The following is a 14935-nucleotide window of genomic DNA, read 5'->3' as shown; positions in this document are numbered from 1 at the left end:
TTTGCCGTGCATTCTATCAAGTCGTTGTGGCAAAGGGCTGCACCGATATTTGCGCCACCGGATTGGCGGCGGATAAACTGGCGCCCTGGATATAAAAAGTACATAGGGAAGTTTTCATGGCCGAGCCCTGCCACTACCACACCTCCGCCGAGGCCGCCTGGCACTGCCAGCCCTGCAGCCGCCGCTACTGCCGCGACTGTGTGCCCGGCTCCAGCGCCAACTACCACGGCGGCCGTCCGGACTGCCCGCTGTGCCACAAACCGATCGAATACATAGGTGCCAGCAACAGCGCCAGACCCTTCTGGCAGATGGGGCTCTTCTATTTCCGCTACGCGCTGCAGCCGGGGCCCCTGACCGTCGTCGCGCTGGCCACGGCGGTGAGCCTGATGATCTCCGGCCTGGGTATCCTGTCGCTGGTCATGCTGCTGGCCGCGGTGGCACTGGTCACCCGCTACAACCTGCTGGTCATCGAAAAGCTGGCCGCCGGCCAGCTGCAGGCGCCGCCCTTCGGCGACGCGCTCGACGGCAACAGCGCACCGCTGTTCCTGAAGGTGATCGCGATGACGCTGATCGCCGGCTTCGTCGGCTACAAGCTGATGGCCTTCGGCCAGGGCGCGCTGCAACTCTATTCGATCGCGCTGTCCCTGCTGGCGCCGGCGGCGATGATCGTGCTGGCTCTTGAGGGCAGCCTGCGCGCGGCCATCAACCCGCTGAAGCTGCTGCAGTTCACGCTGATTATCGGCTGGCCCTACTGGCTGCTGTGGCTGGCCACCAGCGCCGTCTCCGCCGCCCCCGGCTACCTGCTGGCGCTGGTGGCGGACAAGCTGCCGCCCTGGTCCATAGGGCCGCTGATCGCCGCCAGCACCAGCTATTTTTATATAGTCACCAGCGCGATGATGGGCTATATCTGCCTGTCGCGACAGCAGCGCCTCGGTATCGTCGCCGAGCATGAAGACGACGGCGACTACCTGGAGGAACGCGAATTCGAGCGCGCCCGCGCCCTGGCCGACGCGCAGATACTGATGCGCGAGGGCGATTTCAACAGTGCGCGCCGCACACTGGTGGAGTGCCTGCGCCGCCACCCGGACGACCCGGCCCTGAACGAGCGCTACTACCGGCTGCTGCTCGCGACCCAGGACAAGAAGGCCCTGCGCGAACTGGGCCCGCACCTGCTGGAAAAGTTCGTGCGCATGAACCGCGCCCACAAGGCCGCCGAACTCTACCTGGCCACGGACCCGCTGCCGGCCATCGACAAATCCCACCTGCGCCACGGTCTCGCCGAGGCCCTCTACCGCCAGCAGAAATTCCGGCCGGCGGCGATGCTGCTGAACAATCTGCACAAGGACGACAGGGATTACCGGAACCTGGACGCGGCCTATCTGCTGCTGGCGCAGATCTATATCGATGGGTTCAATCGCGAGGATCTGGCGAGAAAGCTGCTGCTATTCGTGCGACAGAAATTTCCGAATAGCAGCTTGCAGAGGCAGGTGGAAACATTGGAGCAGATACTCGGCGGGACTCCGGTAGCCGGCTAGGGCACCTCTGAATAATTCCGCAACGCCTCCCGCGCCCGATGCTCCTCGCCGAGCCGCCGGTAGTGATTGACCAGCGCCATACCGAGCTTCGGCAGCAGCGGATGCTCGACGCGCTGCTCGCGCAGCCGCCGCAGCAGCTCCTCCAGCCAGCCCCAGTCTTTTTCCCGCGCCGCGCGGCGCGCCAGCAGCAGGCAGGCCTTGGCGGTCAGTGCGCGTGGGTTTGAGGTGGTCTGCAGGTAGCGGCGGTAACCCGCGGCCAGTGTGCGCACGTCGGTATCGGCGTCGCCCGCCAGCGCGAACAGGGCCAGGTTGGCGCGGTGGTAGGCCTCGCTCTCAGGCGCCGCCGCGGTCAGTTCTATCGCGCGCTCTATCAGCGCCAGCGACTGGGGGTACTGGCGGATGGCCAGGCCGGCGGCCTCGGCGGCTTCGAGCAGTTTGCCCTCCTCCTGGAAGCGGTCGATGCGCGCCAGGGCCCGCTGCTGCGGCGACGGGGCCTCCTCTTCCACCGGCATGGTGTCGACGGGCGCGCGCCGGCTCAGCAACAGCAGGGTCGCGGCGAAGCCGGCGATCAGGCCGCCGGTGTGGGCCCAGTAGGCGATGCCGGCGTCGCCGTAGAAGTAGCCGAAGATTTCCTTGGCCAGCCACAGCGGCAGCACCAGCAGCGCCGGCGCGCTGAATTCGCCGAACATAAACCCCACGGTGTAGAAGAAGCGCAGGCGGCGCACGCCGTAGATGGCGACGAACATGCCCATTACCGCGGACACGGCGCCGGAGGCGCCGACCATCGGCACCGGGCTGCCCGCCTCCACCGCCATATGCAGGCCGGCGGCGGCGAGGCCGCCGACAATATACAGGCCGGCAAACCAGAGGCCGCCCAGGGCCAGCTCCACCGACAGGCCGAACAGCAGCAGGAACACCATATTGCCGATCAGGTGATCCCAGCTGCCGTGCAGGAACATATGCCCGAACAGGCCGGCCACATCGGGCTCCGCCGGAATCAGGCCGAGGGCGATGCTGCTGAGGCGGTCGCGCAGTTCGGCGAAGCGCTCGCGCTGTGCCAGCCACTCGGTCTCGCCCTCGGCGCGCAGTTGCGGCAACAGCCAGTTGTGGAATTCCGGGTTCCACAGCAGTTCGCGGTAGACGAAGTCCTCCCCCTGGGCGTCCACCTGGGTGCGCCACTCGGGGCGCAGTTCGTTCACATAGACCAGGAAGCGCTGCTCCTCCAGGTCCGGCAGGTCGCTCGAGAAGTAGTAGTCCTCCGCCTGCTGCCAGCGCGTCTCGTCGCGGCCCTGGTAGAGCACGAATACCAGCAGGTTGATGGCGATCAGCGCGAAGCACATCAGCGGCGGCCGGCGCCAATCGGGCTTGTTCTGGATGGGGATGATCAGCAAGGCCGGGCCTTTTTGCGGTGAATTGAGTCGCCCTCAGAATACAGGGGCGCCGCCGCGATCACAAACGCGCACGGGACCACTAGTCCCGCCCGCGCCGCGCCAGCGGCAGCGGCGCCTCCCAGCTCTTCAGGTGGAGATCCCGCTGCGGGAAGGGCACCTCTATGCCGCGGTCGCGGAACTCGCGCAGCAATTCGAGGTTGTAGAGCGCGTAGGGGTCGCCGAGCGGCGACACCATATTGCTGTTGATCCACACCACCAGCTTGAAGTTCAGCGCGCTGTCGCCGAACTCCATCAGCCAGACCTCGGTCTTGCGCTTCCAATCGGTGTGGGTGATCGCGACCCGGTCCGCCGCCGCCAGCGCCGCCTCGCGCACCAGGTCCGGGTCCGAGCCGTAGGCCACGCCGAAGGGGACGTGGATGCGGCGCACCGGGTCGTCCAGGGTGTGGTTGATCACGCGGCCGGCGACGAACTCGGTATTGGGCACCAGTATGTCGACATTGTCGCGGGTGGTGATGCGCGTGCTGCGCACGTTGATATCGCGGATACGACCGAAGACGCCGGACTCCAGCTCCACCAGATCGCCGACCCGCAGCGGCTGTTCGAACAGCAGTATCAACCCGGAGATAAAATTGGAGAAGATCGCCTGCAGGCCGAAGCCGATACCCACCGACAGGGCGCCGGCCACCAGCGCCAGCTTGGAGGTGTCCAGGCCGAGCATGGCCAGCGCGACGATGATCGCGATGGCGATGATGGCGTAGTGCAGCACCCGCCCGAGGTTGTACATCGAGGATTCGCTGGCGTGCTTCTTGCGCACCAGGCGGTTCAGGAAGCGGCGGGTCAGGCTAGAGATCAGCCAGGCGCACACCAGCACAAAGGTGATCCGGGCGATCACCCGCGGCGTGACCGGGTTTTGCGCGATAGAAAACAGCTCGAAGTCCGCCAGCTGGCGCCAGTATTTGTAGGCGCGGCCAGCCGTGAAGGCGGCGCGCTCGCGCACCGTGGCCCACCACCCCTGGCGCTGCTTGTACACCTGCAGCTGCGCGGCCTCGTAGCGCTGCACGTCCTCGATCAGGTCGTTGGCGCGCCCGAGGCCGCTGTCGATACGCTCGAAGTAGCGCCACCAGCGGCTCAGGTCTTCATTCTCCTCGCCGCGCCAGGCCACCACCTGGCGCTGGCGGATATTCAGCTCCCGCGAGGTGCCGTCGATCAGGGCGCGCGCCGTCTCGATCAGGTCGCGGCTGACCACCAGCGGCTGGTCCTCGGCCCCCTCCTCGAGCACGGCGTTGATCGACCGCAGCAGTTCCGCCTTGCGCTTTTTCAGGTGGCTCTCGAGCAGATCGACCTCAAGCTCCATCAGCGACAGGTCTTTCTTCATGTTCTGGTCCGGGTCGGTGGACTGCACCGTTGTGCCCTGCAGCCCGGTGCGCTCTTCGCCGAGCCTGTCGATCCGGTCGGTCTGCTTTTTGATGTCTTTTTCCAGCGCCTTGGCGGCGTCGGCGCTGTAGTGCAACTGGTCGAGCATGCGCTTCAACTGGCTCTGCGCCAGATCTATCTGCTCCTGCCACTGGCTCAGGTAATTCTCCAGGGAGTCGCGCTGCTCGATGATGTTCAGGTGATTGATCTGCGCCACCAGCAGCGCCAGTGCGGCGGATTCCTTTTCCGCCTTTTCGCCGCTCACCTCGCGCAGCCGCACCACCTGTTTGCGCAGCTGGCTCAGGGACTGGCGCAGTGTGTCGTCCAGTTGGCGCGCCTCCAGCTGCACACCGGTCAGGCGCCGGCGGCCGCGGCTGATGGCGGCATCCGCCTCGGCCCAGTCCAGCACAGTCGGCTCGCGGGGGAATTTCACTTCCGGCAGCAGCGAGACCTTGCGGTACTCCCGGTGCTTGCGCCATGTGATCTCGATGCCGTCGAGACTCTTGCCGACGGCCCGCGCGCGCGCCTGCAGCGCCTCGTCTTCGGGCAGATTCTCGCGCCACTTGTTCCAGGCCTCCTCCAGCGCCTGCAGCCACTGCTGGCGCTCCTCTTCGGAGGCATCGCTCCAGCCGGTCCACCAGTCGGCGGACGGGGCGGTGAAATCGGGAATGACCGGCTCGAATTCCTTGGGCTTTTTACCGGGCAGCTGGGCGCCGGCGGTACCGGCGAGCGCCGCCAGCAGGAGTGTGAGCAGAAGTAGCAGCAGCGCGCGGGTGCCGCCGCGATTGTCGCGCGCCGTGCGGAGGGGGGAATAGCGGCAATCGCCCAGCATAGTGCGCCTGGTTCCGTGACAACAGCCCGGCACGGATTGCCGGGGATCCGATCTGTTCAGTGTAGTTGAGCGGGTTTTCTAGAAATCCTCGAACAGTACGATCACGGCGTTTACCGCCATGCTGCCCGCGTCGCTGCGGTAGCCACCCTCGGCGTACAGGCGCCGCACCCGGACGCCGGCGCCCAGGCGCCGGTCCAGGTCGGTGGCGAAATCGCCGAAGTCGGAGTAGTGCGTCACCACGCGGCCCTCCACCAGCGCGTAGAGGCCACCCGCGTCCACCGGTACCAGGCGCGGCACCACGGACAGCGACAGCAGGTCGACGAGCAGATCGCCGCGGCGGATAAAGTGGTCCGGCCCGAGCAGGTCCGGCGGCAGATTGAGGCTCAGGCCGGCCGCGTCCAGCGCGAGGAAGGGGCTGGCGCCGCCGGCACCGATCCAGTCCAGCAGCAGTTGGGCGCCGCTTTCGCCGAAGTCCTGCAGCGAGATCGCCTCGAAATCCGGCGGCGCGCGGCGGAAGTCTGCGGCGAAGCCGAAAAACCGCAGCGGCGTGCCTGTCGCCAGCGGGCCTATCTCGAGGGCGCCGATGTCCACCCGATAGTTGTCCGGATCCGCATCCCGATCCGCGCTCCTGCCGGTGCCGCTGTAGTCGAACAGCAGCGCGTCGCGGCCGTCGAATGTCAGCGCGGTGACCTGCAGCTCGTCGTCGGCGCGGGCGTTCAGAAAGCTGTCGAGCCTGGTCGGCTGCAGGCGCACGCGCCCGGCGTCCGGCGCCGGGCGCAACAGGTCGCCGTCCCAGTGGCCGAGGGCGGTGATGCGCTGGCCGATGGAAATACTGCCGATGGTCTCCTGTTGCAGCGGGAAACCGGGCCGGGTCACCGGCGTGCTGTCGCCGAGCTGCAGGTCCACGCGATCGAGGAAGGTCACGCCGCCGCCGGCGCGGATCAGGCGCGCGCCGAGCAGGGCCAGCAGGTTGCCGTCGCGCGCCAGCACATTGCCGTCCACCGCGTCCAGCGTGTCGCCGGGCACACTGCTGCCAGCGAAGACCTGGTCGGCGATAAAGCGGCGCCTGCGCCTGTCGAAGGCGCCGAAGGCCAGCGTCGATGTGCCCGGCGGCAGTGCCGCCAGCGCGCCCAGGCCGCTGGCGCCGAAGAGGCGCTCGCCATCGATCTCCCAGTCGGTCTCGCCGCGAATCTCGATATCCACGCCGCCCTGGCGCCCGGATTCGGCGAAGAAGGGCCGCAGCGCGATACGGAAGGCCACCTCGGATTCGTCCACCGAAATCAGCGGCCCGCGCAGGCGGAAGGGTTTCGGCAGCGGCGGGTTGTTTTCCGCGGTAACCACCGGCAGCAGTGTCACCCGCGGCGGCGCGCGCCCGGTGTCGACGCTGTTGGCCGCGGCCAGATTGAAGTCAATTTCGAGCAGCGCCGGCAGGCCGGGCTCCACCACCAGGGGCCTGCGCTTGTCCAGCTCCAGATCCAGCGCGACCCGACGCACGCCGACGCCGTCGCTGGAGACCACCCGCGCCCTGACCGCGCGACCGTCCACGTCGACGCGGATATCCGCATCGGTGAAATCGAGAGTGATTTCGGCGCGCACATAGCTGCCCACCGGCAGCGTCGCCGCGGTGGCCAGTTCGGTCTTATCCCGGTACAGCACGAAATCCACGCTGTTCGCAGCCGGCAGCAACTGCGCCCAGGTGCCGTCGAAACGCTGCAGGCGCAGCGCGGCAATATCCACCCGGTAGCGGATAAAGTCACCCTCTATATCGGTGATACCGATATACAGCAGGCCGCATTCATCGGCGTCGGGGCGCGCGTCGCCGGTCTCGCATACCACCGGCGCACCGGCACCGGGAGGGTGCGGGCCGCCGCCACTGCCACCACTGCTGCCACTGCCGCAGGCGGCGATGCCGAGGGCGAGAAGCAGCGCGACACAGGCGCGCCAGGCGGCGGGCGGGGTTGAATCCATCGGTATGCACTTCCCTTGGACGACGGCGGCCGCCATCCGCTGGCGGCGAGACAAATCAACAGCAGCCTTTTAAGCCTAGGAAGAATGCACGCGGGGCGCGTGGCGAAATATGACGGGATTTTCCGCCGCGCCCGGATCCGGACGCGGTTTGCTTTTTTTCCACCGGACCTGCACTCACCGGGCAATGAAGCGGGCGAATCCCGATCCGTTTCGTTGCCCCGCCGTTGTCGCCCGCGGGATTAGCGCATGCAGCGCTCGAACTCGTCCCAGTAGCTGCCCGGCTGGCGGCGGTAGGGGCCGACACCGCCGCGGCGCGATTGGTCGTTGGCGATGCGGCGGCAGGTGGTGCGGCGCTCGCGGTAGTTTTCGTCGTAGATATCGTCGCGGAAGCCGTAGCGGCCGTAGTAGCTGTCGCCGCGGTAGCTGCCGTAAAAGTCGCCGCGGTAGCGCCCGTAGTAGCTGTCCGGGCGCACTCTGGGGTCGGGGCGCGGGTAGGCGCGGGGTATCGCCCGCGGCTGCGCGGGCCGCGGCGCCGGCAGCGCGCGCAGTTTCGGCGCCGGCCTGTAGTAATCGCGCCAGCCGTAAGGGGGGCTCACGACCGAATAGTCGTTGCCGCGCGGATCGTAGCGCAGGAAGGCGCCACCGGAGGTGACGAAGTAGCGCTCACCCCCCATGGTGAAGCTGCCGCTATCCCCGGGCACACTGGGCACCCGCGCGCCCAGCGGCGGCTCCACGCGCAGATAGCCCCCTTTGCTCGGGCGGTAGAAGTAACCGCCCGAATAGTAGTAGGTTTTGCCGCCCACCAGCAGCTGCGAGGCGCCGGAAGGCAGGGACCTGACGCGATCCTGGGCCCAGGCGAACGCAACGGCGAGGCTGAGCAGGAGTGCAATGGCATAGCGCATGGCCGCATCCCTCTCTGGTAAACTACCGCAAGTTTACTCAGCGGCGGCGCCCGTCCCCACTCGCGCTAGATGGAGCCGCCCTCCTCTTCCCGCGCGGCCACTTCCGACAGTACCTTGACCGCCTGACCCGGCTGCAGCCGCTCGGCGCCGCGCACGACGACGCGGTCGCCATCGGCCAGATCGCCGCGCACCGAGATCCACTCGCCGTCGCCGCTGCCGGTGGTCACCGGCAACCGCTCTGCCCTGTTTTCCGCATCGACGCGGAACACGAAGGCGTCGCCGTTGCGCAGCACCAGCGCGTCGCGCGGCACCGCAACCATCTCCCGCGCGGCCGCCACCGGCACCGCCACCTGCACCGGCATGCCGACGATCCAGCCGCTCCGCTGCGGCAGCTGCACCATCAGTTTTACGCGGCGCGAGTTGTCGCTGGCCACCGGCACGAACTGGCGCACCTGACCCTCGAGCAGGCTTTCGCCCTCGTCGCTCCCCGGCAGCGCTGTATCGGCGCGCAGCGCCAGGGCGTCGCCGGCGCGCAGCAGCGGCAGGGATGCCAGCGGAATATCCGCCTCCACTTCCAGCTGCGACATGTCCAGCGCGCGCAGCAGCTGGGTGCCGGTGCGCACATACTCGCCGGCCTGGTGCGCCCGGCTGACCACCAGGGTATCGAAGGGCGCATTGATGACGGTCTTGGACAGCTCGTAGGCGCGGCGGTCGCGCTCGATGCGCGCGGCCACCAGCTCCTGGGCCATGGCCTCGCGCTCCGCCTGCTGTTCCTCCAGGGCCGCGCGCGAGGTGCTGTTGGTCTCGGCCAGCTTGCCGAGGCGCTGCAATTGCGCGTCCAGGTAGGTCAGGCGCGCGCGCAGCTGGGCGATGCGGCTCTCGCTGTTGCGCAGCTGCAGGCGCCAGTGGGTCGCGTCCAGCTGCGCCAGGCGCCCGCCCTTCTTCACCAGGCTGCCGGGCTCGGCGACAAATTCCAGCGCGCCGTCCAATTCGGCGGAGATGCGGATATCGCGGCGGCTGACCACCTTGCCGGCGGACCACTGGCTGGGCGCCATTTCGCGCAGCTGCGCGCGGTCGACGGTGACCGCCGCCGGCGGCTGCGCAAACACCGGCGCGGCGGCCAGCAGCGCCAATACCGAAGCGCCAATCAGTTTTTTCATAGGGAATTCCTCGCAACCAGTCGCGCGCGCAGGCGCGCGAATTTGGGCAGCGGCAGGCTGCCGGTCTGCAGCAGCGCCGGCAGCAGTACCAGCGTGAACAGGGTGCTGACCGCCATGCCGCCGACGATCACCGCCGCCAGGCCGCGGTAGATAACGCTGCCCTCGCCGGGCGCCACCAGCAGCGGCAGCATGCCGAACACGCTGGTCAGCGTACTCATAAAGATGGGTCTCAGGCGCAGGCGCAGGGCCTGCTCCACCGCGTCGACGCGGCTGGCGCCTTCCAGCTCGGCGGCGCGGGTCTGGTGCACCAGTAGAATCGCGTTGTTGACCACCAGGCCCAGCAGTATCACGAAGCCGATCATCGTCAGCAGGTCCAGCGGCTGGAAGCCGATCAGGTTCAGCAGCCGCAGCGCCAGCACACCGCCCACGGTAGCCAGCGGCACCGTCAGCAACACCAGGCCGGCATCCTTCAGGGAGCGGAACAGCGCGCTCATCAGCAGGAACAGGATCAGCAGCGCCAGCAGGAAATTCTGCGACAGGGACACCAGTGCCTTGTCCAGGTCGCTGGCGTTGCCGCCCACCAGGATACTGCCGTCGGCGGGCATGGCGGCGCGGATCTGCGGCAGCACCTCCTCCTCCAGCTGCGCGCGCACCTCCTCCAGGGACACATCCTCCGGCGGCACTATGTTGAGCGTGATGGTGCGGCGGCCGTCCACCCGGCGCAGGCTGCCGGGGCCGACGGTGCGCTCGACGCGGGCCAGCTGGTTCAGCGGCAGCACCTCGCCCCGCGGCGTGACCAGCGGCGTGTTCTGCAGCTGCTCCGGCGTGTTCCACTCCTGCGCCTTGAAGATCACATCCAGGCGCTTCTCGCCGTTGAAGTATTCGCCCACGTAGAGACCGTTGCCGAGGGCGCGCACCAGGCTGCCCATATCCTGGCGGTTCCAGCCCTGCTCGTGCATGGCGCGGTCGTTCGGGAAGACGGTCAGTTCCGGCTCCGCCAGGGCCAGCCCGGGGTTGGGATTCACCGGCACGCCGGGCATCACCTCGCCCACTATCTCCACGCCGCGGGCGGCGGCCCGCATCAGGCCCTCGGCGTCCCTGGACTGCAGGTGCAGGGCGATATTGCGGTCGCCGCCGAACTGGCCGAACAGGTTGCCGCGCGCGGCAAAGCCGCGGAAGTCGGGGATATCCGCCAGTATCTCCTCGCGCAGCACCCGCTCCATCTCCTTGGCCTTGTCCATATCCCGGACGCGCACGCCCATGGTGCCGCCGTTGGGCCAGGTGATGATGTAGTAGTTCTTCAGCGCCGGCTCGCGCTCGCCGCGCATATAGGGCGCCATGCGCCGGTCGATTTCATCGACGATTTCGCGCTTGATGGTGTCGACGTTGGTGGCGGCGGGGAAATTCATCCACACGTCCACCGCGTCGCGCTTCACCGGCGGCAGGTAGTCGAGTTTCGGCAGCAGGAAATAGGTGGCGGCCAGCGGCAGCAGCAACAGCGCGCCTATGACCTTCCAGCGCCGCGCCGGCGTGCGCGTCAGGCCCATGATCCGCGCGGTGATCTTCTCCCACAGGCCGGCGAGGCGGTCGCGGCTCGAGATGGCCGGCAGCCACAGCTTGGCCGCCAGCGGCACCACGGCCACGGCCACCAGCAGGGAGAAGACCACCGCCACGGCGATGGTCAGCGCCAGGTCGCCGAACACCTGCCCCTCGACGCTGTTGAGGAAGAATACCGGCAGAAAAATCGCCACCGTGGTCGCGGTGCTGGCGAGCAGCGCGCCCCACACCTGGCCGGCGCCTTTTTCAGAGGCTTCGTGGGCGCCGAGCCCCTTCTCGCGCAGGCGCACTATGTTCTCGAGCACGACGATGGCCGCGTCCAGCACCATGCCGGTGGCGAAGGCGAGACCGGCCAGGGAAATCACGTTGACGCTGCGCCCGGCGGCGGACAGCACCACGAAGGTGGCGAGCAGGGAGATCGGTATCGCCGCGGCGACAATCAGGGTCGCGCGCATGCGGCGCATAAACCACCAGAGCACGCCCACCGCGAGCAGTATGCCGAGCATCAGGTTGCCGCCGAGCAGGTTCAGCGCCCGGTAGACGAACACCGAGGCGTCGAAGGACTGCACCAGCACCAGTTTTTCGTCTTTGAGTTTCGTCTCGTTCAGCTCGGCGACCTTGTCCTTGACCCGCTCCAGGGTCGCGAGCATGTTGGCGTCGTTGGTGCGGTTGATGCGCAGCGATACCGCCGGGTTGCCGTTCTGCGTGGTCACGCCGCCGGGCTCGGACGGCGCCACCTTGACCTCGGCGATATCGCCCAGGCGCACCGGCTGGCCGTCGCGCCACTCGAGCACCAGCTCGGACAGGTTTTTCGGGTCGTACTCGCCGACGAAGCGCAGCGTGTAGCGGCGCCGCCCCACATCGGTAAAGCCGCCGGACACATCCCGCGCCGAGGCCAGCTGGCGCGTCACCGCGGGCAGCTGCACGCCCAGTTCGGCGGCCTTCCAGGGATCGAAGATCACCTGCAGCTCCTCGCGCCCGGCGCGGCCGGACTGGGCCTCGACGCTGGCCACGCCGGGCACCGCCTCCAGCGCCGGGCGCAGCTCGTCCTCGATCAGACCGGTGTAGTCGTCCAGCGAGTTGGGATTGCCCGGCAGCAGTTGCAGGAAGAAGTAGGTCAGCGCTGTGGCGTCGCCGCCCCAGCCGCCGAGCATGACCCGCGGCGGCTCGGCGTCGCGCGGCAGCGGCGGCAGGCTGCTCATGCGGCTGATCACGTCGATCAGCACCTTGTCCATATCGGTGCCCATCGTGAACTCCAGGTTCACCCAGGCGAAGCCGCGGCCGGCGTTGACCTGCATCATCTCGAGGCCGGTCAGGCCCTGCAGCACCGACTCTATCGGCTCGACGATTTCCGCCTCCACCTCCTTCGGCGAGGCGGCGCGCCAGCCGGCGGCGATGGTGATCTGAGGATTGTCTATATCGGGGAAGAGCTGCACCGGCAGGCGGCTGGCGAGAAAGGCGCCGAGCAGCACGGCCAGTACCACGGCCACCGCGGTGGCGGCGGGATTTTTCAATGCGGCGTTGGTGAGCGCCATACCCTGGACCTTTTATGATTTTTTTCTATTGGGGCAAGGCTAACGGGATGCCTTTACAGCGCAAGGGGATTGCGACCAGCGGAATTATTTGGCGGATATAGAGCGCCGCCCGGAGCGGTGCGCGCCGACAAAAAAACAATCCCGCGCCGGCCCGCTTTTCTGGGGCGGGGACGGCGCGGGAAGTTTTTTCGCGACCTTTTACTGCTGACCAGTCAGGGTCATGCAGCGGTTGAACTCGCTGATATAAACCTTGCCGCCGTCAGACGGGTTGCGGTTGGCGCGCTCGGCGGCGAAGTTGCGGCAGCCCTCCTCGCTATCGATACGCACGCGCTGCTCCGGCAGGGTGCGGCGGTAAAAGTGCGGCTGCTCGTAGCGGACCATGCCGCGCGGCGGCCTGACCTCATAGTAGTAACCGCCCTGCGGATGAAAGCGATAATAGTTGTCGCCGTGCTGATAGTAAGTCTTTCCCATAAACTGAATCTGAGTGCTATCAGAGGGCAGCTCGCGCAGCCGCTCCTGTGCCTGGCTGTAACCGGCCAGAGAGAGCATCAGTATTAACGGTATCAGAAAACGCATGGGGACTTCCTCCACTGCCAATTGTGTCCGGAAGTCTATTCAACGCTGAGGCCAACCCCCAATCGAATTGCCCCCAATCGAATTGATTGTCACCGGCGAAAGGGGGGAGCGATCACAAGAAGTGCTGTACCTTGTTCTTGTAGCTGCGACTCATCTTCAGTCGCTCGCCATTGTTCAGCACCAGATAGTATTCGCCATTGATATGGGCGCAGATCTCGCGCACGCGGCTCAAGTTGACGATGGTGGAGCGGTGAATGCGCTGGAACATCTTCGGGTCCAGCTGCTGCTCCAGCTCCTTCATAGTGATACGCATCACATGGGTCTCGCCGTTTGCGTGCACACACATATAGTCGCCGGCGGCGTCTATCCAGTCGATCTCCCGCGCCGGCACCAGGGTGATCTTGCCCGAGTCCTTGATCGCGATTTTCTCCGGGTAGGCGCTGCCGCCCAGCTCGCCTGCTGCCAGCTTCTGCTCCAGCGCCTCCGGGGATTCCTTGGTCAGGTCCGCCACCGCCTCCAGCAGCTGTTCGCGCTGGCTGGCGATATCGGCACTGGCGAGTTTTTCCCGCACCCGTTCCAGCGCCAACGCTAGGCGCTGCTCCTCGATCGGCTTCAGTACATAGTCGACCGCGTTGATCTCGAAGGCCTCCACCGCGTACTGGTCGTAGGCGGTGACGAACACCACCTGCGGCAGCCGCTCCGGCGGTATCTGCTGCACCAGCTGCAGGCCGCTGACGCCGGGCATCTGTATATCCACGAAGGCCACGTCCGGTTGCAGTTCGAGTATCCGCTCGCGCGCCTCGCGGCCGTTGCCGCACTCGGCGACCACCTCGATATTACCCAATTGCTCCAGACGCAGACGCAGGCCGCGCCGCGCCAACGGCTCGTCGTCGATGACGATGGCCCGGAGAAGATCCGCGTTTTTGTTGGAGTCTGTTGTGCCTGTCATACATTCATTCCTGCTCAAAGGGAATGCGGATATGCACCGCCAGGCCGCCCTGGGGGCGGTTGGTAAAGCGCACTTTCTGTTCTTCGCCGTACAGGGCGCGCAAACGCTCGCAGGTGTTGCGAATGCCCACACCGCGGCCGGAACCCAGGCCGGGCAGGTCTCCATCGCTGACGCCGGGGCCGTTGTCGCTCACTTCCAACAGCAGCTCACCGGCGAAAACCCGCGCCTTGATCGTGATCTCACCGCCCCACTCCCGCTGCGATATCGCATATTTGATCGCATTTTCCACCAGTGGTTGCAGCAGCAGGGAGGGAACCAGCGCCCGCGGCGAATCGCCCTCCAGGTCCAGGTTCACCCCCAGGCGGTCGGCAAAGCGCACCTTCTCGATATCCAGGTACAGCATCAGCGCCTCCACCTCCTTGGCCAGGGTGACCTTCTGCATCGGGTCATTGTCCAGCGAGTGGCGCAGGAACTGGGACAGGCGCATGACCATGTCGTTGGCGGTGCGGCCCTGGTTGTCGAGAATCAGCGTCGAAATCGCGTTCAGGGTATTGAACAGGAAGTGCGGGTTCAGCTGGTAGCGCAGCATCTTCAGCTGCGCCTGGTGCGCCATGGACTCGGCCCGCAGCGCCTTCTCCTGCTGGGTCAGGGAGGCCTGGTAGTACTTGATACCGTAGTAGAGCGCCGCCCAGGTCATCAGGATCAGGAAGGAGTAGGAAAACCAGTAGATGGCCAACACCGCCGGGTGCTCGTCGCTCTCCTTGCCATAGAGCCACAGGGAACCGCCGAACTTGATCGCCGCCCACAGGGCCGCGGCCAGTATCACCACCACCAGGGAGCCGAACAGGCGCGCGGCCGGCGGCCTGTCCCACAGCTTCTGGAAGCCGCGGCGCATGGCCTCGGACAGCAGTACACCGGAGGCAGTGGCCACGGCGATATAGCCGCTGTGCAGCCAGTGGTCCTTGACCCAGAAAAAACTGCCGATAAAGGTCAGCAGCGTATAGCCGCCCCAGCCGGTCAGCTGCAGCGCCCAGTACTGCCAGCGCTGCATGGCCAGCCGCTCGGACAGCCAGCGGAATGCTTTGTTTCCCATAAAATCCTGTGATGCGGCGCCCTT

At 66.8% G+C, this 14935-nt stretch carries 10 protein-coding genes; 1 reads left to right on the top strand and 9 read right to left on the bottom strand.

Annotated features, from left to right (window positions below):
* Window positions 1-116: 116 nt before the first annotated feature.
* Complete coding sequence (locus ACXAF3_RS12490) at window positions 117-1535, top strand: hypothetical protein (protein WP_475112640.1); 1419 nt, start codon at window positions 117-119, stop codon at window positions 1533-1535.
* On the opposite strand, the gene ACXAF3_RS12485 is transcribed toward ACXAF3_RS12490, so the two are convergent.
* The 9 genes from ACXAF3_RS12485 to ACXAF3_RS12445 all read right to left on the bottom strand — a co-directional run bounded on the left by ACXAF3_RS12485 (window position 1532) and on the right by ACXAF3_RS12445 (window position 14911).
* Window positions 1532-2926: a rhomboid family intramembrane serine protease gene (locus ACXAF3_RS12485; RefSeq protein WP_475112639.1), complete on the bottom strand. Its 1395-nt coding sequence runs from the start codon at window positions 2924-2926 to the stop codon at window positions 1532-1534. The genes ACXAF3_RS12490 and ACXAF3_RS12485 overlap by 4 nt on opposite strands.
* Window positions 2927-3005: 79 nt before the next feature.
* Window positions 3006-5171: a mechanosensitive ion channel family protein gene (locus tag ACXAF3_RS12480; protein ID WP_475112638.1), complete on the bottom strand. Its 2166-nt coding sequence runs from the start codon at window positions 5169-5171 to the stop codon at window positions 3006-3008.
* Window positions 5172-5249: 78 nt separating this feature from the next.
* Window positions 5250-7139, bottom strand: a complete 1890-nt coding sequence (locus ACXAF3_RS12475) for a hypothetical protein (protein WP_475112637.1) — start codon at window positions 7137-7139, stop codon at window positions 5250-5252.
* 239 nt (window positions 7140-7378) lie between these two features.
* Window positions 7379-8041: a DUF6515 family protein gene (locus tag ACXAF3_RS12470; protein WP_475112636.1), complete on the bottom strand. Its 663-nt coding sequence runs from the start codon at window positions 8039-8041 to the stop codon at window positions 7379-7381.
* A 65-nt stretch (window positions 8042-8106) separates the two neighbouring features.
* A complete protein-coding gene (locus ACXAF3_RS12465; protein WP_475112635.1) occupies window positions 8107-9201 on the bottom strand; it encodes an efflux RND transporter periplasmic adaptor subunit in 1095 nt (364 codons plus the stop codon).
* Window positions 9198-12293: an efflux RND transporter permease subunit gene (locus ACXAF3_RS12460; protein ID WP_475112634.1), complete on the bottom strand. Its 3096-nt coding sequence runs from the start codon at window positions 12291-12293 to the stop codon at window positions 9198-9200. The genes ACXAF3_RS12465 and ACXAF3_RS12460 overlap by 4 nt, the downstream gene beginning before the upstream one ends.
* A gap of 198 nt (window positions 12294-12491) precedes the next feature.
* On the bottom strand, window positions 12492-12869 hold the full coding sequence (locus tag ACXAF3_RS12455; protein ID WP_475112633.1) for a hypothetical protein: 378 nt from the start codon (window positions 12867-12869) through the stop codon (window positions 12492-12494).
* Between the two features lie 112 nt (window positions 12870-12981).
* Entirely contained in the window at window positions 12982-13818 is an 837-nt protein-coding gene (locus ACXAF3_RS12450) for a LytR/AlgR family response regulator transcription factor (RefSeq protein ID WP_475112632.1), read from the bottom strand.
* A gap of 4 nt (window positions 13819-13822) precedes the next feature.
* Window positions 13823-14911, bottom strand: a complete 1089-nt coding sequence (locus ACXAF3_RS12445) for a sensor histidine kinase (protein ID WP_475112631.1) — start codon at window positions 14909-14911, stop codon at window positions 13823-13825.
* Window positions 14912-14935: the final 24 nt, after the last annotated feature.

The sequence above is a fragment of the Microbulbifer sp. ABF4_143 genome, from assembly GCF_056160225.1.
Note: the sequence above shows the minus strand (reverse complement) of the source record. Positions and strands in the feature narration are given on the sequence as shown.

Excerpts from the sequence above, each read along its gene's own strand:
- ACXAF3_RS12490 (WP_475112640.1), top strand. The coding sequence starts at position 117 with ATGGCCGAGCCCTGCCACTACCACACCTCCGCCGAGGCCGCCTGGCAC.
- ACXAF3_RS12480 (WP_475112638.1), bottom strand. The coding sequence starts at position 5,171 with ATGCTGGGCGATTGCCGCTATTCCCCCCTCCGCACGGCGCGCGACAAT.
- ACXAF3_RS12475 (WP_475112637.1), bottom strand. The coding sequence starts at position 7,139 with ATGGATTCAACCCCGCCCGCCGCCTGGCGCGCCTGTGTCGCGCTGCTT.
- ACXAF3_RS12470 (WP_475112636.1), bottom strand. The coding sequence starts at position 8,041 with ATGCGCTATGCCATTGCACTCCTGCTCAGCCTCGCCGTTGCGTTCGCC.
- ACXAF3_RS12465 (WP_475112635.1), bottom strand. The coding sequence starts at position 9,201 with ATGAAAAAACTGATTGGCGCTTCGGTATTGGCGCTGCTGGCCGCCGCG.
- ACXAF3_RS12460 (WP_475112634.1), bottom strand. The coding sequence starts at position 12,293 with ATGGCGCTCACCAACGCCGCATTGAAAAATCCCGCCGCCACCGCGGTG.
- ACXAF3_RS12455 (WP_475112633.1), bottom strand. The coding sequence starts at position 12,869 with ATGCGTTTTCTGATACCGTTAATACTGATGCTCTCTCTGGCCGGTTAC.
- ACXAF3_RS12450 (WP_475112632.1), bottom strand. The coding sequence starts at position 13,818 with ATGACAGGCACAACAGACTCCAACAAAAACGCGGATCTTCTCCGGGCC.
- ACXAF3_RS12445 (WP_475112631.1), bottom strand. The coding sequence starts at position 14,911 with ATGGGAAACAAAGCATTCCGCTGGCTGTCCGAGCGGCTGGCCATGCAG.